The organism is Jeotgalibacillus malaysiensis (genome assembly GCF_044789845.1).
In the GTDB taxonomy this organism is placed as follows: domain Bacteria; phylum Bacillota; class Bacilli; order Bacillales; family Jeotgalibacillaceae; genus Jeotgalibacillus; species Jeotgalibacillus malaysiensis_A.
In genome coordinates, this window is sequence record NZ_CP085252.1 from 161,597 (window position 1) to 187,500 (window position 25,904).

Consider the following 25,904-nt stretch of genomic DNA (forward strand, 5'->3'; position numbering starts at 1 on the left):
CAGCAGAGCAGAGAATAGATGAAAGGAGTTCCGGATCATGAGCAATATGATTTCACTCGAGAACATTACATTTAAATACCCCGGAACAGAAAGAGAAGTATTAAAAAATGTCTCCATTTCGATTAAAACAGGTGAGTGGACAGCAATTGTCGGCCACAACGGTTCAGGTAAATCCACGCTTGCCAAGCTGATGAACGGCCTTTACTTTCCTGAACAGGGGTCTGTCACAATCGCCGGTATCGGACTGAACAAAGATACTGTATGGGACACACGCCGCCATATTGGGATGGTATTTCAAAACCCGGATAACCAATTCGTTGGCACGACCGTTCAGGATGATGTTGCATTTGGCCTTGAGAACCATGGAATCCCTCAGGAGATCATGGTGGAGCGTGTTCAGACTGCACTGAAGCAGGTAAAGATGGATGAATTCCTGCAGCAGGAACCGCATCATTTATCAGGCGGTCAGAAGCAGCGTGTTGCCATGGCAAGTGTGCTCGCGCTCAGACCGGATATTATTATCTTAGATGAAGCGACCTCTATGCTTGACCCTACAGGACGTGCAGAGGTCATTGAACTTGTGAGAGACCTTAAGAGAGAAGAAGAGATGACCGTGCTGTCCATTACACATGACCTTGAAGAAGCTGCAAAAGCAGACCGCATCATTGTAATGAATCAGGGAGAAGTGTACAGAGAAGGAACGCCGGAGGAGATTTTCGCGCTTGGTCAGGAGCTTGTAGACCTTGGGCTTGATCTGCCGTTTCCTTTGAAAATGGCGCACGTATTAAACGAAAGAGGCATCGCACTTCAGCGAAAGCCTTTGACGGAAGAAGAGTTGGTGAATGAGTTATGGACATCATACTTGAGCAGGTAGAGTACCGCTATGCGGCGAATTCTCCATTTGAAAAAAAGGCAGTGGAGGATGTCAGCTTTAAAATCCCTGAAGGTCAGTGTACAGCGATCATTGGCCACACGGGGTCCGGTAAGTCTACGCTTTTACTGCACCTGAACGCGCTCTTAAAGCCAACTTCAGGTACGGTTCAGATTGGAGGCCGAACTGTAAAAGCCGGTCGTAAAGAGAAGGATTTAAAGCCGATCCGCGAAAAAGTTGGCATCGTTTTTCAGTTTCCTGAGCAGCAGTTATTTGAGGAAACAGTCATGAAGGATATCTGCTATGGTCCGATGAACTTTGGCGTATCCGAAGCAGAGGCGAAAAAACGTGCGGCCTTCTGGCTGAAGGAAGTGGGCATGCCTGAAGAGGTACTCGAGAAATCTCCATTTGACCTCTCAGGTGGACAAATGAGAAGGGTTGCCATTGCGGGTGTACTTGCAATGGAACCTGAAGTACTCATTTTAGATGAGCCGACTGCAGGACTGGATCCGCGCGGGCGCCGTGAAATGATGGAGATGTTCTATCGTCTGCATAAAGAGCGCGGCATCACACTCGTACTCGTTACACACAGCATGGAAGACGCTGCACGCTACGCTGATAAAGTCGTTGTCATGCATAAAGGCAGAAAAGTACATGAAGCCGCGCCGCGTGATCTCTTCAGTGACTCAGCGCGTCTGGCTGAATGGGGGCTTGGTGTTCCTGAGGTTGTGAAATTCCAGCGGATGCTTGAAGCAAAAGCCGGCAAGCCTTTTCAGAAGGTATGTCTGACGATGGATGAACTCGCTGACATGCTGAAGCAGGGAGGCGATCCATTATGATGGAGAAAATGATTTTTGGGCGCTATATCCCGGCTGATTCGATTGCACACAGGATGGATCCGCGTGCGAAACTGATTTTTGTATTTGCCTTTATTGCAATTATTTTTATAGCGAATGACGTATGGGGTTATGTTGTAGCAGCAGCATTCACTTATATAAGCATCAAACTCTCAGGGCTGTCACTCAAATTTCTGATGAGCGGCTTGAAGCCTGTCATGATTCTGATTGCTTTTACGTTTCTCTTACAGCTGTTTTTCGCGCGTGAAGGAAATATTGTATTTGAACTTGGCTTTATCAGGATTTATGAAGAGGGAATCAGACAGGCATTCTTTATTTCCATGAGATTCACACTGCTTGTTTTTATGACCTCTCTCTTAACACTGACGACTACACCAATTTCAATTACGGATGGACTCGAGAGTCTGCTGAATCCATTGAAAAAGATTAAATTCCCTGCCCACGAGCTGGCACTCATGATGTCGATTGCACTGCGCTTTATCCCGACGCTGATGGATGAGACAGATAAAATCATGAAAGCACAAATGGCGCGTGGCTCAGATATGTCGAGCGGCCCACTGAAGGATCGTATTAAAGCGATTGTGCCGCTGATGATTCCACTGTTCGTTAACGCATTTAAGCGTGCAGAGGATCTAGCAACAGCGATGGAAGTGCGTGGTTACCGAGGTGGTGAAGGCAGGACGAAGTATCGCCTTTTATTCTGGAAAGCGCGCGATACCTTTGCGCTGCTGTCACTTGTCCTGCTCGCAGCAGCCCTGGCAGCATTCCGTTTTTGGATTTAAGGAGTGAAAAGAATGCGAATTAAATGTACCGTTTCATATGACGGCTCACAGTTCTACGGTTACCAGGTACAGCCCGGACAGCGGACTGTTCAGGGGGAGATCGAACAGGCGCTAACAGGCGTCCATAAAGGAAAGTTTATCCGCATTACAGCGAGCGGCCGTACAGATGCAGGCGTACACGCAATGGGACAGGTCTTTCATTTCGATACAGACCTTCAGGTGCCCGCAGCTAAATGGCCGGTCATCCTGAATCAGAAAATCGGTGATGATGTCGCTGTATTAAGTGCTGAGGAAGTCTCTGAGACGTTTCATGCACGCTTTGAGGTAAAAACGAAGGAATACCGTTATATCGTCAATACAAGCCCTGTAGCCCTGCCATTCAGACGTCACTATGCTGTACATTATCCGTACACTGTAGATATAGAAGCCATGCGTCAGGCCGCTGCTTATTTAGAAGGGGAGCATGACTTCACAAGCTTTTCCTCTGCTAAAACAGAAGTCATGGATCGCGTACGCAATATTGAGTTTATTAAAATCGAAGCTTTCGAGGGAGAACTGATTTTCCGCGTAAAAGGAAATGGATTTCTCTACAACATGGTCCGCATTATCGCAGGGACACTACTTGAAGTCGGAAACGGCAAATATCACCCTGAAGAAGTGGTGAAGATGCTTGACGCAAAAGACCGCGGTGCGGCAGGTAAAACAGCGCCTGCTCATGGGTTGTATTTGTGGGAAGTGAATTACTGAGAGTGAAGCGATGTTCCCGCCGTCTGTTAATAAAAAATTTTAAAAAGTCCATTTTAGTTTCTGCACAGCTGATGATTGGAGTGGAAGGGGGCGACTCCAGTGGCAGGAAGGGACGTGTGAGACCAGGCATGGCGAAGCCTGCGGGCTCACCGCCCGGCCACGGAAAGCGTCCCCCTGAAGCGGAAATCTTCAGCCAACTTTGATAAAACCATCAAAAAATAAAAAAAATCACTAAAACAACTAATCCGGGTGTGACATCCTCTTGACAACGAGTGTCAAACATTATAAGATAGCCTATGGTATGTATTTCACCCTCGAGTAAGAACCCGGACCTTACGATGAGTGAAGTGTTATAAATACAACAAAACTAATGAAGCGATTCATAACGATATAATCTTATTTAGGAGGTAAACTCATGCGTACAACATTTATGGCTAAAGGCCACGAAGTAGAGCGCAAGTGGCTAATTGTAGACGCTGAAGGTCAAACTCTTGGACGTCTATCAAGCGAAGTAGCTGCGATTCTACGCGGTAAAAACAAACCGACATTCACACCTAACGTTGACACTGGTGATCACGTGATCATCATTAATGCTGATAAAATTCATCTTACAGGTAAGAAGCTGACTGACAAGATTTACTACCGTCACAGCATGCACCCAGGTGGACTTAAGCAGCGTACAGCACTAGAAATGCGCACTAAGTACCCACGTCAAATGCTGGAGCTTGCAATTAAAGGTATGCTTCCAAAGAACTCTCTTGGACGTCAGATCTTCAAAAAGCTTCACGTATATGCAGGCGCTGAGCACCCGCACCAGGCTCAAAAACCAGAAGCGTACGAACTACGCGGTTAATTTAATTTAAGAGGAGGTAACTATCTTGGCACAAGTTCAATATATCGGCACAGGCCGTCGTAAGAGCTCTACTGCTCGTGTACGTCTAGTACCTGGTAACGGAACAATCGTTATTAACGGACGCGACGTTGAAAACTATATCCCATTCGCAACTCTACGCGAAGTAATCAAGCAGCCACTTAACATTACTGAAACACTTGGAAGCTATGACATCCACGTAAATGTTAACGGTGGTGGTTACACTGGACAAGCTGGAGCAATCCGTCACGGAATCTCCCGTGCACTTCTTACTGTAGATCCAGAATTCCGCGGCTCACTTAAGCGCGCAGGTCTTCTGACTCGTGATGCTCGTATGAAAGAGCGTAAGAAGCCAGGTCTTAAAGGCGCACGTCGTGCACCTCAGTTCTCAAAGCGTTAATTTTCTTTTTCGCTTATACAAACCCTCGGGCAATTGCCTGGGGGTTTTTCTGTGTCTTCAATAACGGTGAAGTAGACTTTTCATTGAGTTATTAGTCATTATTTCATGAACATTAATAGTAATATTATGAACACCACAGTTTTTCTCATGGACAAGCCTAGAAATCTCCTGAACCTTTAACAACGACCACCACGTTATATTCTATCTTCGGCAATATCAGCATATACTCCTCTAGAAAATAAGGAGGACAGGACATGCTGAGGAGATCAATTATACTTGCAGTAATTGTGCTGCTGGTGGGCTTGGGGGCAGGTGCGCTGCTGTATGCTGTAGAGGAATGGAGCCTGCCGCTAACAGGTGAAGTAATTGTGCTCGATCCGGGTCATGGCGGTTTGGATGGTGGTGCGAGCTATGAAACCATCCTTGAAAAGAACCTGACGCTATCGATTGCTAAAAAACTGCAGGCTTATTTGGAAGAACAGGGTGCCATCGTGATTCTATCCAGAGAAACGGATAAAGATCTGGCTGCTGAAGATACAAAAGGGTTCAGGGATCGTAAAAGAGAGGATCTTAAAAATAGACTCGAGCTTATTAATAACAAAGACAACGACTTGTTCATCAGTATTCATCTGAACGCCATTCCTGAAGCAAGGTGGAAGGGCCCTCAGACATTTTATACAACCTATCATGATCAGAATGAGCGGCTGGCGCGGTTTGTTCAACATGAGCTGAACAGGCATATTCCGGACAGTAAAAGGAAGTCGAAGCCGATTGACGGCATTTATGTGCTGAGTCATGCTGAGACGCCAGGCGTACTGGTGGAAGCAGGCTTTCTTTCCAACCCTGAGGAGCGGTACTGGCTGTTGCAGGACGATTATCAGCAGCAGGTGGCAGCTGCCATTTACATTGGAATTCTGAGACATTATTCCAAAGAAGATGAGCCTCCTGAGTAAACTTGAGCGTTTCACCTATGTTATACTTGCATAGATGAAAACGAATTCAAAAGGAGTGTCTTGTTTTGGTAACTGAACAGCAGGTTAGAGATTTGCTCGGCTCAATGAATGATCCGATTTTACATACAACGCTTGCGGAAACTGAGGGTATTGTAGAAGTAAGCATTAAGGAAGAAAAGAATCACGTCAGCGTGAAAATTGCGCTCGCGAAGACGGGGACAGCTGAACAGATGCAGCTTCAGATGGCGGTTGTCGAAGCGCTTAAGGGAGCCGGTGCTGAAACGGTCGGCATCCGTTTTACAGAGCTTGAGCCTGAAAAGCTTGAGAAGTTCCGCGGCCAGCAGGGTGATGCAGTAGAAGACAATCTGCTCGCACCAGGCAATAAGGTTCAGTTTATTGCAATCGCCAGCGGTAAAGGTGGCGTAGGTAAATCAACTGTATCTGTAAACCTTGCAGTCGCCCTTGCGCGTCAGGGTAAAAAGGTTGGGCTGATTGATGCGGATATTTACGGCTTCAGTGTGCCTGATATGATGGGGATCAACAAACGTCCGGTCGTACGCGGTGAGCGTATTATTCCGGTTGACCGTAAAGGTGTAAAAGTCATTTCGATGGCATTTTTCGTTGAAGATAATGCACCAGTCATCTGGAGAGGGCCGATGCTTGGTAAGATGTTAAACAGCTTCTTTACTGAAGTAGAGTGGGGCGAGCTTGACTACCTGCTGCTCGATTTGCCACCAGGTACAGGAGATGTAGCGCTTGACGTGCATGCTATGCTGCCATCAAGTAAAGAAATTATCGTCACAACGCCTCATCCGACAGCTGCATTCGTTGCAGCACGTGCAGGGGCGATGGCGCTTCAGACAGAACATTCGATTCTCGGCGTAGTAGAGAATATGTCTTACTACGAAAGTAAGAAAACTGGCGAGCGTGAGTACGTATTCGGTCAGGGCGGCGGAGAGAAGCTTGCAGATGAACTGCGCACAGAGCTTTTAGGTAAATTACCGCTTCAGCAGCCTGACTGGGATGAAGACGACTTTGCACCATCAGTCTATGCGGAAGACCATAAACTTGGTAAGATTTACGACCAGATCGCAGAAGAAGTGATTGATAAGACAACTGAATGATTGATTTAGACGACCTTATTTGATGGGGTCGTTTTTTATATGGGTTAAAAGCGGAGAGAGGAGGCGCGTAATTGACTCACCGCTTGTAATAATTAGTTCAGCTCTTCAAATAATCGTTTCATGCCGCTCGTTTATTGAACGGAAGGGTGGTAATTGGGGAATTTATGTATCAGCACCCGCAATATTTGGTTCACCACTCCGCATAATTGAATCATCCCGCAGCGTATTTGAACGTGGCACAAAGCCGCCGAAAACGCCAAAAATCATTTCAACATCAAATATATCAGCTTCATACCTCTCAAAATCAAGATTTTTTCCAGCTCATTCCATTCAAAAAGGTGCTAAGGTCGTATGTTTTGTAAAGAATGTAACAATAAAAAGCGAAATTTTTGTCGAATCAATTCCAAGTTACTATGTACGAAATGAATATGATAGTTAATTTGACCCTGACTCCTTTTAGATAACCTGGACTATCTTCTTTGCCTGTAATATTCAATTTCCTCCACGATTTGACAGTATCCCGGAAATCAATTAAAAACAGTAGTAGCTATTTCAGCTCACTTTGTAAAACGTGATGAACGACACGAATATCATATTAGAAAATACTAATATGATTCTATTCGACTATATTTTGCTGGTTAGTGAAAGAGAGGCGGAAGGTCATGATTGAATCTAAAAGAAGAGCGCTAATATTTTTCATCATTGCTGCTTTATTTGCGGCAGCGGCAGGATACTTCACACTGCAAAAGGTCAAAGAGTTAAACAATGACCTTGGTACGATGGTGACCGTCTATGTAGCTGGATCAGATATTGATGCGCGCGACGTGATTACGCCTGAATCAGTAGCAGCTGAGAGCATCCCGCAGAAGTTTGTGACAGCGGAGCATATCCGTGACCCCGAGGAACTGATGAACAAGGTATCTGTTGTTCCGTTATCCCAGGGAGATGTGATTTCCAAAAATATGCTCAAGGAAGCATCAGCGGTCACAGAAGAGAACAACCGCCTGGTAACAATGATGTCTTCTGAACGTGTGTCATTTGATGAACCGCTTGAGCCGCTGGATCGGGTGGATATTATGGTCTCGAATAGAACAGACGATGGCAATAACACTGAGATCTTTATGAAGGATGTCAAAGTAGCGCGTGTGGCAAACAACGATGGCCAGTTCTCAGGCGTCCAGGTTGAAATTTCACTTGAAGACACTCCGGAGCTGATTCATATGCAGAATTACGCTGACAGCGTGCGGGTCATTAAAGCAAATGTCGGTGTTGCAAGTCAGGAAGTAGCGGCTGCTGAAGAAGAGCCCGCAGAAGAGACTGAGGCCACAGAGGAAAAGGCTGATGAAGAACAAGCCGAGCCTGAAGAAACAGAAGAAAAGCCCACTGATGAGAAAAAAGAAGAATCAGGTGAGTAAGCCTGGGTGATTAAAAGCATGTGTCGAATAGAGGAGGCTGTGCCATGGAAGAATTAGATGTGTTAGTGATAGGAAGAGAAGGTACCCTGATGTCTACGATTCGGTCAAGGCTGCCAGAAACCTTGAAAACTGAAGTGCTCGATCCTTCTCACTTAAGATCTGAGCTTAGAAATAAACACCCTAAAGTGATTTTACTGCTCCATGACGAAGGTGATATTGAACGCGTTGCGCTGATCCAATCTGAACAGCTGCATGCGCCAGTCATCTTTATCCATGAATCTCATGACTTCCAGCTTTTCAGAGATCTCGTGAGAAGAGGTGTAACAGATTATCTTGTGATGCCGGAGGATTTAGAGGGACTTGGTGACAGAGTTGAAACGATTGTCTCAAGAGCCTCAGCTGAACAACCGAAGGATCAGCTTTTCAAAAGAGGTAACGGAAAGGTATTTACCTTTTACAGTGGAAAGGGTGGCAGCGGGAAGACATTTTTAAGTACCGCTTTCGCACAGACGCTGAAGTTCGAATCGACTGCTCAGGTCATTTATATCGATCTGAATCTCCAGTACGGAGGCGGCGAGACCTTTCTCGGCATTGAACCGAATCGCACGATTATGGACCTGGAGCCGGTTATCGAAGAAATCAGTGAAAACCATTTAAAAAATGTATCTGAAAAAGAGCCGTTTTCAAAGCTGGATCTGTTAATCAGTCCGAGGGATGCAGAGCTGGCTGAACGCCTGACAGAAGATTTTATAACCAAGGTACTTAGAGCCTGCCGCAGATCGTATGACTTTATCATTGTGGATCTTCCGTCCTCGATTGACGAGAGAACGTATGGCGCGCTGATTGAAGCAGATAAAGTGTTTTATACTATCGCACTCGATACACCGTCTATACGTGTCCTAAAGCATGTTGAGAGCCTTTTTCAAAAACTTGGGATTCCAACAGAAGATCGCCTTGAGCTTGTACTGAATGAGGTTGGCAAGGAAAATGAGCTATCCAAAAAAGACCTTGAACGCTTTGTTACGTATCCTCATGCGGCTGAGATCAGACGCGATATGAAGGGTGTACAGGCTGGCATTAATAAAGGGCAGCCGATCCGCAAAGAACCTAAGGAAAAGAAGTTAATACCGGCAGCAAAAGATATGCGTAAGTGGGTAAGATCGATGCTGAAGTAAGGAGGGGAATGCCATGTCACTGTTTCAACGTACCAAGCGCTCTCAGACTGAACCGCGAAAAGAAAGCGTCCAGTCGGTCATGACGCCTTATCTGGAAGGATTGCTCGAGCATTATAAGACACGCCTGCTGGCTGAGACAAACCTTGAGCAGCTGACAGCAGCGGATGAGTATGAACGGCGCGCGTCGATTGACCGGCTTGTGAATCAGTTCATGCTTGAAGAAAAGGTCGTCATTCCACGCGGCGACCGTGAAGTGCTGATGTCACGCCTCATCGATGAGAGTGTGGGGTTTGGACCACTGGAACAGCTGTTGAAGGATCCAACCATCACGGAGATTCTTGTAAACGGTCCAAAAGAAATATTTATCGAGCGGAACGGGCAGCTGCAGGAATCACACATTACCTTTAAGGATGATGACCATGTCCGCCATATCGTTGACCGTGTGATTGCGCCGCTCGGCCGCCGGATAGATGAGAGTTCTCCAATGGTCGATGCCCGTCTTCCTGATGGCAGCCGTGTGAATGCAGTCATTCCGCCAGTCAGTCTGAACGGTACGCTGATTTCCATCCGTAAATTCAGACAGGAACCGATTGAAATGGATGATCTCCTTGAATTTGGCTCACTGGATGAACCGATGGCTGCATTCATTCAGGCGATTGTTGAAGCCAAGATGAATGTGCTCATCTCAGGGGGAACAGGGAGCGGGAAGACAACGCTCCTCAATGCAGCCGCCAAGGCAGTGCCGCCTGGTGAGCGGGTTATCACGATTGAAGACTCTGCTGAATTAAGGCTGAATCGTGCAAGCGTCGTTGGGCTTGAAGCCCGACCACCGAACGTTGAAGGTTCTGGTGAAGTGTCGATCCGGCAGCTTGTTAAAAATGCACTGCGTATGCGTCCGGACAGGATCATTGTTGGTGAGGTTCGGGGTCCTGAAGCCTTTGATATGCTGCAGGCGATGAACACCGGTCATGAAGGCTCACTGACGACTGTTCACGCGAATACGCCAAGTGACGCCATCAATCGTGTAGAAGGGATGGTCGTCATGGCAGGAATGGACCTGCCGACACATATCATACGTGAATACATTGTCGGTGCACTCGATATGATCGTGCAGGCGGAGCGGCTTGGTGACGGGAAACGGAAGATCGTCAACATTTCTGAAGTATACGTCAATGATCAAAACCAGGTAAAGCTGCAGGACATCTTTATTTTCAAACGCACAGGAACAGGTAAAGACGGAGAAGTGCTTGGTCATTTCGAACCGACCGGTATTATTCCGAAATGTATAGAGCGGCTCAAACTGTTTGGCATTGAATTCGATGAACGTCTCTTTCAAAAAGGAGGGGAGCCGATATGGACATAATCATTGCAGTTCTATTCGGCTCAGCAGCACTCGCAATCCTATTTATGATTTATTTCCTGCTTGATTACAGGCGGCACAAGCAGGACTGGAAAAAGAAAATGCGCACCTGGTACCCGGAGGAGAAGAGAAAGAGTACGATCAGTGTCTTAGGAGACAAATATGATGCGTCACCCTCCTCAGAAAAGCTTCACAAAAAGCTGCAGCTTGCAAATGTCGGGCTGCTGCCATCTGAGTATATTGGTGCTCATTTCGTAGGCTTTCTATTGCTTTATGTCGTTTTTAACATGATCTTCAATATGTCAGCTTTTATCAGTCTGGTGCTGACAGTCGGACTTCTGGCTGCATCACACTTTCTTCTCTTTTACTTACGGAAAAACCGCTATGAAGAGCGTTTCAATGAACAGCTGAGTGAAGTCTGCAGGCTGCTTGCCAATGCTTCTAAAAGCGGGATGACGGTAACGCAAGGGATTGACCTAGTAGCAAACGAAGTCAGCTCGCCTGCTAAAGAAGAGTTTAAAAGAATGTCTTATGAACTTAAACTCGGTGTACCGCTTGAACAGGTGCTGAAAAAAGTACAGGAGAGAAATACCTCAAGAGACTTTCAGCTCTTTGCCGCCACACTCCTGATCCAGAAAAAAACAGGAGGTAACCTTGCTTCAACACTCGAAACAATGGCGACCACACTAGAAGACAGAAAAATTTTGCATCAGACAATCCGCACAATGACTTCAGAACAGCGTTATATCTCAATCATTGTACCGGCGATGCCAATCTTTATCCTGCTGGTCATGAACAATGTGATGGATGGGTTCACCGATCCGCTGACCACCACACCAGGTCTCATCATCCTTGCATTGTTCGGCGCAGGTATCATTCTTTCGTTCTTCCTGATCCGGAAGATTACGGATATTAAAGTGTAGGTGATCAAGATGGATGCTTTAATCATTTTATGTATTGTACTGTTCTGGTTCCTCGTCCTCCTCGGGCTCAGGAACTGGTCAGTGTATATAAAAGAAAAAAGAGAATTACTTCTTCACATCTCTGACGTCACAATGGTTGATGCTTTTGAGAAAAAGGAGAAGAAGCGTAAGCAGAGGGCCGGGTTCATTGATAGAGTCACAAAGTTCGCAGATGAGTTCGCGGACCTTGGACAGCGTATTAACTTCTTCAGCGTCAATCAGGATGTAGCGGACTGGCTGAAAAAATCAGGTAATCGCTATGAATTAACTGTGGCCCGCTTTCAGGGACTGAAAATGATGCTCATGACAGTCGGCTTTTTCCTCGGAATGTTTTTCTTCTTTCTTGGACTGCCGCTATCACAATTTGGCATTGTACTGACACCGCTGCTTGGATATTTCCTGCCGATCATTGTGATCCGACAGCAGGTCAAACAGCGTCAGCAGGCCCTGCGGATGGATCTTCCGGACTTTCTGGATACCGTCAGTACAAGCCTTCAGGCAGGTGTCAGTCTGGATCAGGCTTTAAGGGAGGTGATCCGCTTTTTTGATGGTCCGCTCAGAGAAGAATTCACCCGCTTTATTCAGGAGATCGACTTAGGCGTTCAGCGCGAGCAGGCCTACCGCAATCTCCTTGAACGTAACAGCAACCAGGAATTCCAGCAGCTGATAAAATCCCTCCTTCAGGGGATGAAGCTCGGTGTTCCAGTCGCCTCAACCTTCAAGCTGCAGGCAGAGGATATGAGGCAGTTAAGAGAAGAACAGGTCAAAGAACTTGCAGCAAAGGCTTCACCGAAAGTGACGCTGGTGACGACTTTTATTGTGGCACCGGTCTCCATCTTAATGATTGCAGGGCTCATGATTTTAAATTTGATTTATGGCGAGAACAGCATTATGAATCTATTTTAAAAAACAGGAGGAATTCACAATGAAAAAACTAAACGAATTAACACTTGAAATGATTTTAAAGCTTATGGCACCGGTTCAAAATGAAAGAGGGTCACAGACGCTTGAATGGTTGGGAATTGCAGCAGTTGTTGTACTGGTTGTCGGATTGGTGTCTACGGCGTTTGGTGACGGAGCAAGTATCGGAGAATCAATCCGCGGAGCATTTGAAGGATGGATTAGCGATATCTCAGGATAAATTGATCATTAAAGATAGTGGATTGGAGGGACACCTATGAAAAAATTAAATCTGTTTTTACCGGTTTCCCTCGCTTTCCTGTTAGTTGCCTGTCAGGAAAGTGAGCAGGAGACTGAACAGCAGGAAGCTGAACAACAGGAAACTGAAGAAGCTTCAGTTTCTGAGGGAAATACCCAGACAGAACAAACAGAAGAAAAAGAGGAGAATGATCTGATCTCTGTAGTAGAGGCAAAAAATCTCCAGAATCCTCCGAGTACAGAAAGAGAATTATTTAATCAGCCATCAGGAATATCATCTGACACGATTATTGATGAGAGGGAACCCGAACTCGCAGAACAAGTGCTTGAAGAAATGAGAAGTCTTCCTGTATTACCAGAGGATGCGACAGAAGAAGAAATGGATGCCTATTACAAGTATTTTTATTCTTTAGTCGCATTTGATTTTCCGGATCCTCAGACCGTAATTGATCAGATGAGATTCCAGCTTTCGGGGACACCTGAAGCGGATCCGCAGTATCAGTTCAAGGAAAATTACAATATCGAAATTATTTTAGATGCCAGTGGCTCTATGGCTGAAATGGCTGGCAGCAGTACGAGAATGGAACAGGCAAAATCAGAAATCAATACATTTTTATCTAAAGTACCTGAAGAAGCGAATATTTCTTTAAGAGTCTACGGCCATGAAGGTACTGGAGATGACGCAGACAAAGCGATGTCCTGTGGAGCGATTGAAGAGGTATATGAACGTGGTCCATATGATGAAGCGGCATTTAATGAAGCACTGAACAGATTCGACCCTGCAGGCTGGACTCCGGTAGCAGGTGCGCTTGAGTCAGCAGCTGAAAGCTTTTCGGACCTGGATGGGGAAGAAAATACGAATCTAATCTATCTGGTTAGTGACGGAATCGAAACATGTAACGGTGACCCTGTAGCGGCAGCTGAAAGCTTCGCAGACAGTCATATCTCTCCGATCATCAATGTAATTGGCTTTGGGGCTGACGCAGAAACTCAGGAGCAATTACGTCAGGTTGCAGACAGTGCAGACGGTCTATTTACAAACGTAAATAACGCAGAAGAGCTGGCTGCAGAATTCGATCAGACAGAGGAAATTCTTCTGCGCTGGGAAGAGTGGAAGCGGGATGCAAAGGGTGAGGTTGTATCAGAGAGTCTTGATACAAGAGCAGCAATCGTCAAATTTTCACTTGCATATCACGATAACAGTACCCGGCAAGTATCTTCAGTTAGAGGAATGCTTCGCATGATGGTGGAAGAGGGTCTTATTACACGGGATCAGCAAAAATACTTTCAATCAAAATCTGACGAAATTGATGATTTAATCAATCATACGCGCGAGAAGTACGAAGAGGAGTTCGAGAAAATGCGTGACGCGGGCCTTGCTGAAATGGAACAGAGAATTGAAGAATTAGCACCTGACGAAGCGGAATAAAGCGGGCAGCCCCCGTTTTCCCACTTGTTTTTACAAAGAGCAAGTGGGAAAGCGGATTTGAAGGAAGGGAGGAAAGCAGATGGAGAAATGGTTAAAGGAACGTCTGGATGAAAGGGGTTCAATGACAATTGAATTTATCGGGATGGTTCCGCTGGTGTTTTTAACAGTTATGATTGCCTGGCAGTTCATTGCAGGGGCTCACGCAGTCATTTTGGCGGAATCAGCTGCAAATGAAGCGGCTAAGGTGTATTCAGTAACTGCTGAGGCGAGTGAAGCATCATCAGCTGCTGAGCAGATTGTGAATGCAGCAGGTGATCACGTACAGTTCACCGGGGCTCCGATTTCAGGCACAGACCAGTTCCAGGCAGCTGTATCAGTAGATATCGCATTTGTCTTTCTCCCTGATAAATTCTTTCCAAATGGGAAGCCATCCTTTTCCTATACGGCAGATACCTCGGGGAAGGTGATCAAGTAATGAAATACCTGAAGGAAGAGAGAGGAAATATCACAATTTTCATCTTAGGTCTGATGGTTATTTTAATCGCGCTCATCATGCTGGTGCTGAACTTTTCAAATGCGCTCATCGCTAAAGAACAGGCAAACAGCGCAGCACAGCAGGCTAGTTTGGCAGCGACTGCAGTACTGTATGAGCGGCTGGACGAAGCCATTGAAGAATATGAATCTGAAGTGGTTGGCATAGTAGATTCATATCCGAAAAGTATAGAAGAAAAGGTTGAAGAGCGGACTTCAGAGCTTTCATCAGGTGAAATGAGTGGTTACTCGTTAAACGAGATTCAGAATAAAGCGCTCGATCAGGTCATGGCAGAAGAGTTGTCAAAAGGACTTGGTGATGATTTGCTGCGTGAAAAAATCGAAGAAGAAATGGAATTCAGCTGGTCGCTTGATATGAGAGAAGCAGCTAAAAATGCAATCTTAGCTAACGGCGGCACGCTTGATGAAGCAGAAATTACATTTTTCAGCGATGGACAGATCGTGGTAAGTGCAGCACATGATGTTGAAGTAACTCAGTATAACGATTGGTTCTCAGGCATCAATGAAAATATTAAAAGGCAATCAGCAGGTCCTGAGCTTGCATTCGTGAAAGAGCTTGAGGGCTTTGATAACAGAAATTTTTCACTACAGTAAGGAGAGAGTCTAATGAAAAAATATAAGACTTGGAAGCGAATCTATCTCGCACTATTAATTTTATTCGGTATTTTAATTCCAATTGAGCTGCTCGTCTGGCTGTTTGGATCTGAAAACTTTCCATTCACTACAATTGCCATTGGGGCCTTCATCTTTGTCTACCGCAAACGCCACCTGGAGCAATTAGAGAATCAGGCATTCTGAAAGGAGAATTTTAGATGGATCAGCCAATCAGATCAGCATTTTCATTTTTCAGTAAAAAGTACGAGCGGATCCTGCTGATTATTTTATTTGTACAGATTCCGCTATTAGCAGCTTACTTTTATATTTCAAATTACATGTATATGTTCTTTCCAGTTCCTTTTGGTGAATTCGGAACGGCTGACATTGTAAATGGGTACTTCATGCTTCTGCTTTTCTTTTTCGGACAGATTCCGTTTATCTACTTCTGGAAGTACGAAGAACAGGGGATAGAAAAGCCGCTCCGAAACGCATTTTTGCAATCTGTCATTCGATCTTTTCATTTCTTTCTCTTCTTCGTTGTCATGAGCTTAGCGGTCGTGATCGGCTTTGGCATATTCTTTCTGCCGGGACTAATTGTGATGGCGATGGTCATCAGCGCTCCGTTGATTGCCATTGAAGAAGAACAATCTGTCTGGAGATCTTTAAGAGAGAGCCTGCAGATTTTTAAGAAGCATCATTGGAAAATTGTTTCTGTGATCCTGGTTTTTGGTGTAACTGAAGTCATTTTATCATTATTAATACAAAATTTGATCGTTACGGTCACCACATCTTACCTGGCAATCGTATTGATTCATGTATTCGTTAACACAATCTTCTTTCCTCTGTTTTATCTGACATACGCATTTTTCATCGCAAAATGGAGAAGAGAGATGGATCTTTATTCCGTTGATAAGACGCTGGTTTCAGAATAAAACAAAGGGGTGAAAAAAATGAAAAGTATAATGAAAAAACTGCCTCCTATAATCATTATTTTATTTTTAGTTGCACAATCGTTTCTATTTTCATACACCTATGCCGTAACGCCTTGGAGCGGTAACACTTGGGAAGGAAATACGTGGCAGGGAAATAAGTGGGAAGGTAACACCTGGCAGGGAAGCACGTGGGATGGTCATACGTGGGAAGGCAGCACATTTGAAGGAGGGACCTTCCAGGGAGATTCATTCTCAGGGAACGGTATTCAAGGAAATCCCGGCACCATTGAAGGCGTTCAATGGCAGGGAGCCCCGTGGTCCATTCAGCCATGGGCAGGAGTCATTCTGACACCTCCGCCTTCATTTAATGGAAATCCGATCCTCGTTCCGGGTATGACGCCGGGCGGTCCAATAGATGGAACAGCAGGCTCTATGCCTGGACCGATTAATGGCGCACCTTCGATTACACCAGGAACGCCAATTGATGGCGCACCAGGCACTGCACCCGGCGGTCCAATGAATGGTGCACCATCTATCAATCCGGGAGACCAGGTTGCAGGTGGGCCCGGTCAATCACCAGCCTACCCGTTTAATCCGAATACAGGTCAATCCGGACCTCTGGCACCCGGCGCACCGAATGGCAGCGTAGCAGGTGGGAACGGACAGGCATCAGGAGTGCCTTACATAAACCAGAATAGTTATGGTGCAGGCTATCAGGGACCATTACTGGAAAAGATGGGACTTGCGGGCTATCCGGTTACTACTAATGAAGAAAGTGGCTATAATTTTAATGGTTATGACGTTACTAAATTCCTGGTGCATGACATGGGTAGAGCTCATCTGGATCTGATTGGTAATTCAATTAGATTAGGAGACGACTTTGGTTATGGTAACACATTCGACTTGCGTAAAGCTGCGTTATTAGGTGGCTTAAAAGTAGGTTTCAAAGATAATAGCCTTGTCGATTTCGTTGATACTGTTGATACAGGAGCGTCAATGTATACGAATGGAAAAATGGGCTACGATGCGCTTAGATCTGGTGGTACACTGGTTGATCTGGGCAGGGGCGGTACAAGCGCAGCCCTTACTGCAGGATCCACAGGGTCAGCTTTGGGTGGAGCATCTAATGCAGCTAGCAGCATGGGAGCTGTTAGTCGCCTCGGAGCTGTCTCAGCAGGGATTGGAGTAGGTTTTGGTATTTATGAAACAGCCACCAAAGGTATTGACTTTATTAAAATGGATTCAAGTACGCCTACAAATGAAAGAGTAGCGCAAGGGGCAGATACTATGGCGTCCTTAGGAGAAACCCTGGTAAATGGTGGTTTGTTGGCAAGCGCCTTCCCGGGTACTCAGGCTGCAGCTCCATTTTTACTCGTAGGTGGTGCGGCGATCTGGGGAGTTGCAAAGGGAACCAAGCTGATTGCTGAAAACTGGGACAGCATTAAAAAGTTCGGTAAATCAGTAGGAGACGGAGCTAAAAAAGCGTATAATTCCGTAAAAGACGCTGTTGGAGGCGGACTGGATACAGTCGCAGGCTGGTTTGGAAAGTAGCTATAAACCTTATTAAGTAACTGCGCCTCCAGCTCTGCGTCACTTATCTAAAATTTTATTTGCTGCAAATGGAGGGGTACGATGTTAAACAATGAAATACTTACGGTTCAAAGTAAATCAAAAAAATACAAAAAGTTTCTTGAAAAAATTGAAGTAAACCGAAATCCTGTCAGCATTAATGGCAAGCATTATTACGAGGTCATCTATACGAACCGTAAAGGTGAAGTGACTGCGACAGCGATTCTGTCTCCTGATCAGGAGACAGAATCAGAAGCACGGCAGGCACATCCGCTTCTTGCACGATATAACGGTTTGATACTCAATATAGTCGCCGAAGGAAGAGAAAGAACAAAAGTTTCAGAGGTGTTCTTTAAAGAACCGCTTGAGTTGATTTCCAGGCACGATTTGCCACAGCTCGAAGCGGGCAGGGAGAGAATTAACCGCATGGGTCAATTGGTTGAGAACCATAGAGCTTATTATGAACAAGTGATGGAAGCCTTCCGGTCAGCAGGTGTGATCTCTCAAAAGGATATTGATTACGCAACCCGAATGGCGATTTCAATGGAACTCGTTCACATTGAAGTGCTTGAAATGATGACAAACGATTTGCCGGTATTTGAACAGTGGGTTTCAGAAATGCAGGCAGCTGGTCTTTGGGAACAGCTCGGTCAAAATGTACGGGAATTCTATCACCATATGCTGAATGGTAAAGAGGAAAATGAAGCCCTTCTTGCCACAAAAGAACGTCCAAAAGCAAGTGATTGGGAGAATAGGATAGAAGAGCTGCATAGAATGACAGCACAAAGGCTGGATACGAAAATTTTAAATTATAGAAAAGATCTTCGCTACCCCGAACCTTGGTGAGCATAAGTGAAAGTAACCAATTAAATGGAATTGAAACCTATATAGGCTTTGCTAGGAGAGATCAACTATGATCGAACTGGAATGGGAGAAGGCAAAAAAGAAAGCAAAAAAATATAAGAAACTGTTTGAAGACGTCATTGTTCATACTAATGTAGTGATGATTAACAATGTTTATTATTTTGAAGCAGCCTATTTAAAGAAACGTAGTGACAAGACAGAAGGGAAAGCAATCGTTGCTGGATCAGGAGGTAATCAGCAGGATGCATTAACTGCGTGTGAACAAATTACAATTTATCATGATTTGATGGGACGGACTATTTCTAGTACTAAGGATAGAGCGAGAATCTCACCTGTATTTTTCTCAGAAGCGCTGGAGGTATCGAAAGGTGATATGTTCCCCGTTTTAGATAAGGGTGAAAAAGATATCCGAGAGTTGCAGAAGTTTGACAAAAAATTAAAATCTGAGTTCAGCAACTTTAGGGAATATGTGAAAGGTCCCAACGTGATAACGCAAGCGTCTATAGATTATTTAACTGAGATTGCTAGTAGTCTGGCAGTGTGTCAAATCAATATGATGAGAATAATGGCGGACTTTGATGGCAACTTAGCAGTGTGGAATGAAGAAATGAAGGCACAGGGTTTATGGCGTCGGTTATCTCTGGAAACAAAACGGTTTTACAGCAGTGCCCAGATTAAAAATGAGCAAATTTGGATCCGTCAGCAATACAAAGAGCAGCCATCATTACCAGATGGAAGCTTTGAAGACCAAAGAGATTTTCTAAGACAGTTTTTTTATGAAAAGCAAAAGAGCTGGTTGGCGGAATCGAAAAGTATGTTAAGGGCACCTAAGCTGTAAATAATATTTAGAAAGCGGGAGATCATTTATTCAAATGAGCCCGCTTTTTACTAAGTTGAAGAATAGGTTTTTATAATAGAACAGCAGGCTTGGATGTAAATTTTACTCAATATAAAAAAGATCTTCGTTGGCCAAAGACTTGGTGACAGGAGAATTGGGTATGGAAGCAATAAAAAAAGAAGTGGAGATTGTATCTGGAAAAACAAAAAAACATAAAAAATTCCTTGAGGAAATAGAAGTCAATCGTAACCCTGTAAATATTAATGGAAAACAATATTATCAGGTAATTTACACGAACCGACGTGGCCAATTAAAGGGTTCATTTATTTTATCACCCCAAGAGGAAATAGTATCTGAAGCACGGGAAGCCCATTCTCTCTTAGTTATGTACAACGGTTTGATAGCCTTTATATACGAAGGAGGAATAGGCCGTTCCCAAGCGTCAGATGAATTTTACAAAGAACCCCTTAAGTTGATGGAACAACTAGCCTGCCCCAAATAAAAGCAGGTAAAGAAGAAATTGAACGTCTAGATGCATTGTTAGCACAGCATAAAACCTTCTTTCTACCCCGATTGGATCGATCTCTTCTATTTGATCTTCCCAACGCTGAGCCTCCGGGACATCTATAGAACGCAAAACGATCGGTTATAGAAAAGACTTGCGGTTTCCGGAGCCCTGGTGAAAAAGCACCTTTGGTATTAAAAGGTGCTTTTAAAAGGGACACATCACTGCCCCATCCCGCCACCGCTCTCACTTTCGCTGTTGCTATCACCACCGCCATCACCGCCGCTACCACCTTCACCACCGCCACCCTGCTGCTGTGCGCCTTCTTCGCCCATTTCCTTCGCTGCATCAAGCAGCAAATCCTGCATTTCCTTTTTTACAAGGGGACTCTCCATCATCTCAAGCATCAGCTTTTTCGTTTCCTCCTTATATGCCTGGCTGTTCAGAACAGACATGGTTTGCTCATGCATGGCGGGGTCCTGCATAATGGTCAGGATCATGTTTTGATATTCTGGATCCTTCATAAGATCCTTTAACAGCTGTTCGTGCTCAGTTTTCATGCTTTTCGCAAGCGTTTCTGCAAACTCCGGATCTGCGAATGTTTTTTTCCAAAAGTCCTGTCCTTCTTTTGATAAAAGGGTGGTCTGGATAGACTCTTTGACAATTGGCTGGTCAATGACGAGCTCTTTTTTGATTTCTTCATCTGCCAGCAGCTCTTTGACTGCTTTTTTCCCATCATCGGTTTTTAACAGATCAGTCACCATCTGCTTGGTTTCCTCATAATTGGTTTTTTCTTCTGCGCATCCGGTTAAAAGCAGAACCAGCGCTGAACTCACTAACAATTCCTTCTTCATCTCGACACCTCCCGTACAGGCATTTTTCATAGCTTTTGCGTAATGGGCTGAAATATACACGTTCACATAGCAGTCATGGATTTTTCACATGGCGACTGGTACAATCGAATGAGAATGTGTATTTACAGATGTGGAGGATATAGACGTGACCATACGAAATTGGATCCGTTTCTTTATGATGACACTGCTTGTCGGCGGGGTCACCACAGGGATCGTAGGCATAACAGTCCGCTGGAGTGAGTTATCAACTCAGTTCGCGGGTGAAGATAGCATTGAGATTTTATCAGTCGTTTTATGGATGATTGGTGTCGGTATGACATTTAGCGTATTGAGTCAAATGGGGTACTTTGCTTACCTGACGATTCACCAGTTCGGTCTCAGCATTTTCCGTTCATTAAAGCTGTGGAACTGGGTGCAGATGGTGCTTGTCGCATTTGTACTGTTTGACTTAGTGTATTTCCGCTTTGAAGCCTTTGCAGATGAGGGAGACTCGCTGCTGCCATACTTTTCACTCGCTGCATTTTTACTTGTAGTAGGGGTGATTGTTTCACTGCTAAAAGTAAAACAGACAAAAAACAAAATGATTTTCCCGTCAACGCTCTTCTTTATGGTCGTCGTCACAACGCTTGAATGGCTGCCGGTACTCAGAAGTAATGAAAACTACTGGCTGATTACGATCATGTTCACTTTAATCGCAACCAACGCCTATCAAATGCTCGCATTACCTAAATATAATGAGCGGTCTAAAAAAGATCGTGAAGCACGACTCGCACGTAAAGCGGCTCGTGAACAAGAAGCAAAAGCGAAGTAAAAGCATGCCTGCGGGCGTGCTTTTTTGTTTTTAGGGCGGGGTGGTGCCTGATTGCGGCGTTCAAATAATTTAAGGGGTGATCCAATTACCGCTGGAGCTGAACCGATTCTTTGGAGAGGTGTCGTAATTATGTTACCTGAACCAGTCGATGAACCAATTAACCGGTGGGCTGTACCGAAAACCGCCAGAGGTGAACCGTAAAATCCGGGAGATGATCCAATTATTCAGCCTCCCACCTCATTCGGCCGCAAACCCGCCCGGCCATAAAATATCTCGTAACACGAAAAAGAGCGGGCTATATCAGCACCGCTCTTCCTTCATTCGACATTATTTGTTATCAGAGGCAAACTTTCTAACAGCGATTGCTGAACCACCAAGCATTACAAATAGTAGTGCGATCAGATAACCGATCGGGAAGCCGTCATCAGCTGCGCCGCCCATACCTGTGTTTGGCATTTCTTCAGGCATTTCATGATCAAACTGCTCAGGGAACTGGTCTGTGATCGCTGCTGACAGTCCTGCAGCCGGCATTGTCATATGTGCCCATGACTCACGAATTGAATTGTAGGCAGTATCATAGTCACCTGCAACGTAAGAGTCAAATGCAGTCAGCAATTGATTAACGTGTGCTGTTAATCCAGCTTCAAGATCTGCAGCTGGTGTACGTCCTTCTGTTGCCGCATCCAAGAACGCAGCCTGTTCAACGATATAACCGTCAAGCTCTGCCTTCGCAGCTTCCTGACCTTCAGTATCGCCTTCGCCGGTTGCTACAACATAATCAACGAAGTAGCCGATATGTGAATTCCAGATCTCAGAGAATTGATCGCCGGCTTCTTCGCCATATACAGATGCAACAGCAGCTGACAGATCATCTGCGTTAGCAGTCAAAGCACCTGCAGCCTGGTCAAAGCTCTCAGCACCGTCTGCACCGTCCTGCATTGCCATCGCTGCAAGTCCTGCGTGCTCAGTAAACACATAATTTAATTGTGCACGAAGGTCAATTGCCGGAGTATCAGGATTTGTATTTTCAAACTGATCCGGGAACTGGTCAGCGATTGCCATTGACAGCTGCTCAGCAAACATACTCATGTGATGGATCGCTTCACGCTCATTTGTATAAGCTGTTTCAAAATCACCTTCTGCGTAAGCGTCAAATGCCATCAGCAACTGGTCAATATGCATTTGAAGTCCTTCTTCAAGTGCATCAGCAGGGAGGCGATCCTCAGTCGCAGTTGCGAAAAATGCAGCCTGTTCGACTTTATATTCTTCTAACTCAGCAAGTGCCTGATCGATACCTTCCTGATTTCCTTCAGCAGTAGCCGTTACATAGTCAACAAAATAGCCAATGTGAGAGTTCCAGATCTCAAGAAAAGCAGCGCCGTTTTCCTCGCCATAGACAGAAGATACAGCAGCAGCGATATCATCTGAGTTCGCAGTCAGTGCAGCTGCGGCCTGATCAAAGTCCTCAGCCCCGTCTACACCTTTACGCATCGCTTCAATTGCAAGGAAAGCATGCTCTGTTAAAGCAGTATCCAGCGTAATACGAAGCTCAGCAGCTGGTGTGGCAGTACTCATTTCCATTCCTGATTCTGCTTGTCCTGAGTGGTCACCGTGGTCATCTGCAAGTGCGGCCGTTGGCATCAGTAACATAAGACTCATTGGTACAACTAACATACTCTTCTTCAATTTCATGGTTGAATCTCTCCTTTTTTGTTTTGTTATTTGGTTTCGAACAGCTAACGGAAAGAGTTTGGATTTGGATCACTTTTTTAAAAAGTTTTTATAAAAAGAATAGTGGGGAGGGGATGAATCGTTGATATAACAATGTTTACGGAGATTGAAAATTTAAATCTTTTCTATAAAAAAGCACCAGGCTAAATGAATCAGCCTGGTGCAACGTTCATATTTAAAGGTTAAAGCTCTGAAGCAAGAATGATCTCACCTTCAGGAAGTTCACTGTTTGCATCGGGTTCAAGGGAAACTGCTACAGTATCCCAGTCACGCTCTGCATATTCTTCATTTAATGAGAAGATCACTGAACCTCTTCCTTCATTATCAATTACAAAAGTTCCTGCACGCTCGGGCTGACCATCCTGAAGCAGCCAAACCTGATACACTTCTTCTTCAGAAAGGGCGGCAAGGTTTGATGCCTGTATAACCAGTCTCTTTTCGTCACCCTGCTCAATAATACTTGCCGTACCACTCGCATCTCCAGCTGTCGGTGCAAGTTCAGCATATTGAAGCACCTGATCAATCGTTGCCTGTTCCACAATATCCGCTTCGTCTGAAAGTTGAGTGAATAAATACGCATTTCCGAACAGGGAAATAGCCAGTAGTGCAGCGATTGATGGCATCATCCACTGACGCTTCCTTCTGGAAGGGCGAAGAGGAACTGATTCGTTTTCAGTTGGCTTCCCGGCAGATTCAATGTTCGCAAAAATCCGTTCTTCCATTCCTGCTGGCGGTTCAACCGGTTCAGCTGCATAGGGAAGGGTATCTTCGAGAGATTTGAGGTCTGCAAGAATTTCCTGGCAGTCTGCACACTCAGACAGATGCTTTTCAAACGCTGCTTTTTCAATTTCATCTAAATGCTGATTATAATAATCCAGCACGCGGTCACATTTCTGAGCCATCCTCATGCCCTCCTTTCCCTTTAAGACAAGCCTTCAAATGTTTAAGTGCAAGCCGGATCCGACCTTTAATAGTTCCAAGAGACGTATCAGTCTCCTCAGAGATCGCCTGCTGGGTGTATCCGTTAAAATAAAACAACTGAACAATGTGCTGTTGTTCTTTTTTTAGAGAACTCATACAATCCTGAATCGCTGAACCCTGCTCTTTCCATTCCAGAATATCTGCAGGCGTTTCCTCAGTGACCCGGAGTGTATCCTTTTCAATATACTCAACCGCTTCATGACGATTGCGCTTGCGGAGAGCATCAAGACAAGTATTTCTGGTCATCGTTAATAACCAGGAAGAAAACTTACCCTTAGATTGATCATAAGGTGCGTGTTTCTTCCATAGCTTTAGAAATACTTCCTGAATCGCCTCTTCTGCTACTTCCTGGTCCTGTGTCATTTTATATGAGAACGAGTAAATCAGCTTTTCATATTTCTGATAAAGCTGGCGCAAAGCCTGAGCATCCTGCTCGTGCACAATCTTTTGATACAAATCAAAATCCGTTAATTGCTGCGACATAGCATACTCCTTTAATTCGACGTTTGTTCATTAAGCGTACTAAACAACCGTCATGAAAACAATTCTCTGCACAGCTAACGAAAAAGAAATTGATTTGGATCACTTTTAAGTTTAATTATTTTTTCAAACAGGTAAAGAAAAAATTATTAATCTAACAGCTTAATCTTACTGTCTGAAGAAGCGAGCAATTCCAGAATCGAAACGTACTCTACATTTTTAGTATTTGATAACGCGCGATACCACTCTTCCCAATTTTCCTGCATTTTTTTTCGGTTATTCACTAAATTAAGCGCCACCACAGCTCCCTCAATAGAAGTATCTTTTTCCTTTAATGCCTTTTCATCTATCAAATAATCAACAACCAGTAAATCCTGAGCCCGCAGCCTTTTCACAACAGCGGGGGAAAGAAGCGCGCCTTTTGTCCGGTAATAAGCAGGCTGAAGCTCTTGTTCCTTAAAAAAAGACAAGAGGTTTGAAATGTGGCGATCCATCTCAGCCTCCGTCATCTTTTCATACCTTCCCGGGTGAAGATCATAAATTCCGATATCATAACCCGACGCCAACAGCTCTTCAGTTAAATCAGCATGCCGGTCCACCCAGGCCGGATCGAGAAAGAACGTGGCTTTACGAATCTTCTTCTCCTTTAACTCACCCAGCAGCCATTTAACGGAATCATCACCAATCGTCACATTAAAAGTAAGTGCGGCTCCTTGTCCACCCTTATAAATAATTCCCGGAGAAGGCCATACACCGCTCACTTCCATCACGCGCGTTGCCCCGGGTCCTATACTAAGCAGAAATATCAAACCAATAATTAATAAAGAAGAATAAAAACGAACCGATAAGCTCCTCACCGCGAACACCTCCGAAAGATCCTTGTAAAAGCATATGAATGAGATAAGTAAAATAGAAGAGGGAAGGGCAATCTGCTAAAGGAAACGGATCTTTTGAGATTTATTTTTAAAAAAGCATTGACCATTTTTTGAAATAGTGATAAATTAATAAGCGTCGCTTTTGAAGCGCTATGCCAAATTTCATCAAAAACTTTTTCAAAAAAGTATTTGACATAATATTTTGAAAGAT

General features: G+C 44.7%; 29 protein-coding genes. 24 read left to right on the forward strand and 5 right to left on the reverse strand.

Annotated elements, in window-relative coordinates; all coding sequences use genetic code 11:
- Positions 1 to 37 precede the first annotated feature (37 nt).
- From LG330_RS00915 to LG330_RS01025, 23 genes are all read left to right on the forward strand, one after another.
- On the forward strand, positions 38 to 874 hold the full coding sequence (locus LG330_RS00915; RefSeq protein WP_404406783.1) for an energy-coupling factor ABC transporter ATP-binding protein: 837 nt from the start codon (positions 38 to 40) through the stop codon (positions 872 to 874).
- Complete coding sequence (locus tag LG330_RS00920; RefSeq protein WP_404406785.1) at positions 850 to 1,710, forward strand: energy-coupling factor ABC transporter ATP-binding protein; 861 nt, start codon at positions 850 to 852, stop codon at positions 1,708 to 1,710. Before LG330_RS00915 ends, LG330_RS00920 begins: the two co-directional genes overlap by 25 nt.
- Positions 1,707 to 2,510, forward strand: coding sequence for an energy-coupling factor transporter transmembrane component T family protein (locus LG330_RS00925; protein ID WP_404406787.1), 804 nt, complete (start codon positions 1,707 to 1,709; stop codon positions 2,508 to 2,510). The genes LG330_RS00920 and LG330_RS00925 overlap by 4 nt, the downstream gene beginning before the upstream one ends.
- 12 nt (positions 2,511 to 2,522) lie before the next feature.
- Positions 2,523 to 3,257 carry a tRNA pseudouridine(38-40) synthase TruA gene (gene truA / locus LG330_RS00930; protein WP_404406789.1) on the forward strand — a complete coding sequence of 245 codons (735 nt, stop codon included), beginning with the start codon at positions 2,523 to 2,525 and terminating at the stop codon, positions 3,255 to 3,257.
- Between the two features lie 415 nt (positions 3,258 to 3,672).
- A complete protein-coding gene (gene rplM / locus LG330_RS00935; protein WP_041120856.1) occupies positions 3,673 to 4,110 on the forward strand; it encodes a 50S ribosomal protein L13 in 438 nt (145 codons plus the stop codon).
- 25 nt (positions 4,111 to 4,135) lie between these two features.
- The gene (gene rpsI / locus LG330_RS00940) at positions 4,136 to 4,528 is read left to right on the forward strand and encodes a 30S ribosomal protein S9 (protein ID WP_041120857.1); all 393 of its coding nucleotides are present in this window, start codon (positions 4,136 to 4,138) and stop codon (positions 4,526 to 4,528) included.
- Positions 4,529 to 4,782: 254 nt separating this feature from the next.
- Complete coding sequence (gene cwlD, locus LG330_RS00945) at positions 4,783 to 5,481, forward strand: N-acetylmuramoyl-L-alanine amidase CwlD (RefSeq protein WP_404406791.1); 699 nt, start codon at positions 4,783 to 4,785, stop codon at positions 5,479 to 5,481.
- Between the two features lie 65 nt (positions 5,482 to 5,546).
- Complete coding sequence (locus LG330_RS00950; RefSeq protein ID WP_404406793.1) at positions 5,547 to 6,605, forward strand: P-loop NTPase; 1,059 nt, start codon at positions 5,547 to 5,549, stop codon at positions 6,603 to 6,605.
- A gap of 662 nt (positions 6,606 to 7,267) precedes the next feature.
- The gene (locus tag LG330_RS00955; protein ID WP_404406795.1) at positions 7,268 to 8,020 is read left to right on the forward strand and encodes an SAF domain-containing protein; all 753 of its coding nucleotides are present in this window, start codon (positions 7,268 to 7,270) and stop codon (positions 8,018 to 8,020) included.
- 44 nt (positions 8,021 to 8,064) lie between these two features.
- Positions 8,065 to 9,195, forward strand: coding sequence for an AAA family ATPase (locus tag LG330_RS00960; protein ID WP_404406797.1), 1,131 nt, complete (start codon positions 8,065 to 8,067; stop codon positions 9,193 to 9,195).
- A 13-nt stretch (positions 9,196 to 9,208) separates the two neighbouring features.
- Positions 9,209 to 10,558, forward strand: a complete 1,350-nt coding sequence (locus LG330_RS00965) for a CpaF family protein (RefSeq protein ID WP_404406799.1) — start codon at positions 9,209 to 9,211, stop codon at positions 10,556 to 10,558.
- Positions 10,549 to 11,478 carry a type II secretion system F family protein gene (locus tag LG330_RS00970; protein ID WP_404406801.1) on the forward strand — a complete coding sequence of 310 codons (930 nt, stop codon included), beginning with the start codon at positions 10,549 to 10,551 and terminating at the stop codon, positions 11,476 to 11,478. Before LG330_RS00965 ends, LG330_RS00970 begins: the two co-directional genes overlap by 10 nt.
- 9 nt (positions 11,479 to 11,487) lie before the next feature.
- The gene (locus LG330_RS00975) at positions 11,488 to 12,423 is read left to right on the forward strand and encodes a type II secretion system F family protein (protein ID WP_404406803.1); all 936 of its coding nucleotides are present in this window, start codon (positions 11,488 to 11,490) and stop codon (positions 12,421 to 12,423) included.
- 19 nt (positions 12,424 to 12,442) lie between these two features.
- Complete coding sequence (locus LG330_RS00980; RefSeq protein ID WP_404406805.1) at positions 12,443 to 12,658, forward strand: hypothetical protein; 216 nt, start codon at positions 12,443 to 12,445, stop codon at positions 12,656 to 12,658.
- A 36-nt stretch (positions 12,659 to 12,694) separates the two neighbouring features.
- The gene (locus LG330_RS00985) at positions 12,695 to 14,104 is read left to right on the forward strand and encodes a VWA domain-containing protein (RefSeq protein WP_404406807.1); all 1,410 of its coding nucleotides are present in this window, start codon (positions 12,695 to 12,697) and stop codon (positions 14,102 to 14,104) included.
- Between the two features lie 79 nt (positions 14,105 to 14,183).
- Positions 14,184 to 14,579 (forward strand): TadE family protein, encoded by a 396-nt coding sequence (locus tag LG330_RS00990; protein WP_404406809.1) that lies wholly within the window; start codon positions 14,184 to 14,186, stop codon positions 14,577 to 14,579.
- The gene (locus tag LG330_RS00995) at positions 14,579 to 15,250 is read left to right on the forward strand and encodes a pilus assembly protein TadG-related protein (protein ID WP_404406811.1); all 672 of its coding nucleotides are present in this window, start codon (positions 14,579 to 14,581) and stop codon (positions 15,248 to 15,250) included. The genes LG330_RS00990 and LG330_RS00995 overlap by 1 nt, the downstream gene beginning before the upstream one ends.
- 12 nt (positions 15,251 to 15,262) lie before the next feature.
- Positions 15,263 to 15,454: a hypothetical protein gene (locus tag LG330_RS01000; RefSeq protein WP_404406813.1), complete on the forward strand. Its 192-nt coding sequence runs from the start codon at positions 15,263 to 15,265 to the stop codon at positions 15,452 to 15,454.
- Positions 15,455 to 15,468: 14 nt separating this feature from the next.
- On the forward strand, positions 15,469 to 16,185 hold the full coding sequence (locus tag LG330_RS01005) for a hypothetical protein (protein WP_404406815.1): 717 nt from the start codon (positions 15,469 to 15,471) through the stop codon (positions 16,183 to 16,185).
- A gap of 18 nt (positions 16,186 to 16,203) precedes the next feature.
- Positions 16,204 to 17,736 (forward strand): hypothetical protein, encoded by a 1,533-nt coding sequence (locus tag LG330_RS01010; protein WP_404406817.1) that lies wholly within the window; start codon positions 16,204 to 16,206, stop codon positions 17,734 to 17,736.
- 81 nt (positions 17,737 to 17,817) lie between these two features.
- Entirely contained in the window at positions 17,818 to 18,600 is a 783-nt protein-coding gene (locus tag LG330_RS01015) for a hypothetical protein (RefSeq protein ID WP_404406819.1), read from the forward strand.
- Positions 18,601 to 18,667: 67 nt separating this feature from the next.
- The gene (locus tag LG330_RS01020; protein WP_404406821.1) at positions 18,668 to 19,456 is read left to right on the forward strand and encodes a hypothetical protein; all 789 of its coding nucleotides are present in this window, start codon (positions 18,668 to 18,670) and stop codon (positions 19,454 to 19,456) included.
- A 160-nt stretch (positions 19,457 to 19,616) separates the two neighbouring features.
- Positions 19,617 to 19,958 (forward strand): hypothetical protein, encoded by a 342-nt coding sequence (locus tag LG330_RS01025; RefSeq protein WP_404406823.1) that lies wholly within the window; start codon positions 19,617 to 19,619, stop codon positions 19,956 to 19,958.
- A gap of 224 nt (positions 19,959 to 20,182) precedes the next feature.
- On the opposite strand, the gene gerD is transcribed toward LG330_RS01025, so the two are convergent.
- The gene (gene gerD, locus LG330_RS01030) at positions 20,183 to 20,815 is read right to left on the reverse strand and encodes a spore germination lipoprotein GerD (RefSeq protein WP_404406824.1); all 633 of its coding nucleotides are present in this window, start codon (positions 20,813 to 20,815) and stop codon (positions 20,183 to 20,185) included.
- 145 nt (positions 20,816 to 20,960) lie between these two features.
- On the opposite strand from gerD, the gene LG330_RS01035 reads away from it, so the two are divergent.
- Positions 20,961 to 21,626 (forward strand): KinB-signaling pathway activation protein, encoded by a 666-nt coding sequence (locus tag LG330_RS01035; protein ID WP_404406825.1) that lies wholly within the window; start codon positions 20,961 to 20,963, stop codon positions 21,624 to 21,626.
- 327 nt (positions 21,627 to 21,953) lie between these two features.
- Here the strand turns inward: LG330_RS01035 and LG330_RS01040 are convergent, their stop codons facing one another.
- From LG330_RS01040 to LG330_RS01055, 4 genes are all read right to left on the reverse strand, one after another.
- Positions 21,954 to 23,318: a copper amine oxidase gene (locus LG330_RS01040; RefSeq protein ID WP_404406826.1), complete on the reverse strand. Its 1,365-nt coding sequence runs from the start codon at positions 23,316 to 23,318 to the stop codon at positions 21,954 to 21,956.
- Between the two features lie 221 nt (positions 23,319 to 23,539).
- Complete coding sequence (locus tag LG330_RS01045) at positions 23,540 to 24,259, reverse strand: anti-sigma factor domain-containing protein (RefSeq protein WP_404406827.1); 720 nt, start codon at positions 24,257 to 24,259, stop codon at positions 23,540 to 23,542.
- Positions 24,243 to 24,821 carry an RNA polymerase sigma factor gene (locus LG330_RS01050; protein WP_404406828.1) on the reverse strand — a complete coding sequence of 193 codons (579 nt, stop codon included), beginning with the start codon at positions 24,819 to 24,821 and terminating at the stop codon, positions 24,243 to 24,245. The genes LG330_RS01045 and LG330_RS01050 overlap by 17 nt, the downstream gene beginning before the upstream one ends.
- Before the next feature lie 146 nt (positions 24,822 to 24,967).
- Positions 24,968 to 25,675, reverse strand: coding sequence for a polysaccharide deacetylase family protein (locus LG330_RS01055; protein ID WP_404406829.1), 708 nt, complete (start codon positions 25,673 to 25,675; stop codon positions 24,968 to 24,970).
- Positions 25,676 to 25,904: the final 229 nt, after the last annotated feature.

Excerpts from the sequence above, each read along its gene's own strand:
- LG330_RS00915 (WP_404406783.1), top strand. The coding sequence starts at position 38 with ATGAGCAATATGATTTCACTCGAGAACATTACATTTAAATACCCCGGA.
- LG330_RS00920 (WP_404406785.1), top strand. The coding sequence starts at position 850 with ATGGACATCATACTTGAGCAGGTAGAGTACCGCTATGCGGCGAATTCT.
- LG330_RS00925 (WP_404406787.1), top strand. The coding sequence starts at position 1,707 with ATGATGGAGAAAATGATTTTTGGGCGCTATATCCCGGCTGATTCGATT.
- truA (WP_404406789.1), top strand. The coding sequence starts at position 2,523 with ATGCGAATTAAATGTACCGTTTCATATGACGGCTCACAGTTCTACGGT.
- rplM (WP_041120856.1), top strand. The coding sequence starts at position 3,673 with ATGCGTACAACATTTATGGCTAAAGGCCACGAAGTAGAGCGCAAGTGG.
- cwlD (WP_404406791.1), top strand. The coding sequence starts at position 4,783 with ATGCTGAGGAGATCAATTATACTTGCAGTAATTGTGCTGCTGGTGGGC.
- LG330_RS00955 (WP_404406795.1), top strand. The coding sequence starts at position 7,268 with ATGATTGAATCTAAAAGAAGAGCGCTAATATTTTTCATCATTGCTGCT.
- LG330_RS00960 (WP_404406797.1), top strand. The coding sequence starts at position 8,065 with ATGGAAGAATTAGATGTGTTAGTGATAGGAAGAGAAGGTACCCTGATG.
- LG330_RS00965 (WP_404406799.1), top strand. The coding sequence starts at position 9,209 with ATGTCACTGTTTCAACGTACCAAGCGCTCTCAGACTGAACCGCGAAAA.
- LG330_RS00970 (WP_404406801.1), top strand. The coding sequence starts at position 10,549 with ATGGACATAATCATTGCAGTTCTATTCGGCTCAGCAGCACTCGCAATC.
- LG330_RS00975 (WP_404406803.1), top strand. The coding sequence starts at position 11,488 with ATGGATGCTTTAATCATTTTATGTATTGTACTGTTCTGGTTCCTCGTC.
- LG330_RS00980 (WP_404406805.1), top strand. The coding sequence starts at position 12,443 with ATGAAAAAACTAAACGAATTAACACTTGAAATGATTTTAAAGCTTATG.
- LG330_RS00985 (WP_404406807.1), top strand. The coding sequence starts at position 12,695 with ATGAAAAAATTAAATCTGTTTTTACCGGTTTCCCTCGCTTTCCTGTTA.
- LG330_RS00990 (WP_404406809.1), top strand. The coding sequence starts at position 14,184 with ATGGAGAAATGGTTAAAGGAACGTCTGGATGAAAGGGGTTCAATGACA.
- LG330_RS00995 (WP_404406811.1), top strand. The coding sequence starts at position 14,579 with ATGAAATACCTGAAGGAAGAGAGAGGAAATATCACAATTTTCATCTTA.
- LG330_RS01000 (WP_404406813.1), top strand. The coding sequence starts at position 15,263 with ATGAAAAAATATAAGACTTGGAAGCGAATCTATCTCGCACTATTAATT.
- LG330_RS01005 (WP_404406815.1), top strand. The coding sequence starts at position 15,469 with ATGGATCAGCCAATCAGATCAGCATTTTCATTTTTCAGTAAAAAGTAC.
- LG330_RS01010 (WP_404406817.1), top strand. The coding sequence starts at position 16,204 with ATGAAAAGTATAATGAAAAAACTGCCTCCTATAATCATTATTTTATTT.
- LG330_RS01015 (WP_404406819.1), top strand. The coding sequence starts at position 17,818 with ATGTTAAACAATGAAATACTTACGGTTCAAAGTAAATCAAAAAAATAC.
- LG330_RS01020 (WP_404406821.1), top strand. The coding sequence starts at position 18,668 with ATGATCGAACTGGAATGGGAGAAGGCAAAAAAGAAAGCAAAAAAATAT.
- LG330_RS01025 (WP_404406823.1), top strand. The coding sequence starts at position 19,617 with ATGGAAGCAATAAAAAAAGAAGTGGAGATTGTATCTGGAAAAACAAAA.
- gerD (WP_404406824.1), bottom strand. The coding sequence starts at position 20,815 with ATGAAGAAGGAATTGTTAGTGAGTTCAGCGCTGGTTCTGCTTTTAACC.
- LG330_RS01040 (WP_404406826.1), bottom strand. The coding sequence starts at position 23,318 with ATGAAATTGAAGAAGAGTATGTTAGTTGTACCAATGAGTCTTATGTTA.
- LG330_RS01045 (WP_404406827.1), bottom strand. The coding sequence starts at position 24,259 with ATGGCTCAGAAATGTGACCGCGTGCTGGATTATTATAATCAGCATTTA.
- LG330_RS01050 (WP_404406828.1), bottom strand. The coding sequence starts at position 24,821 with ATGTCGCAGCAATTAACGGATTTTGATTTGTATCAAAAGATTGTGCAC.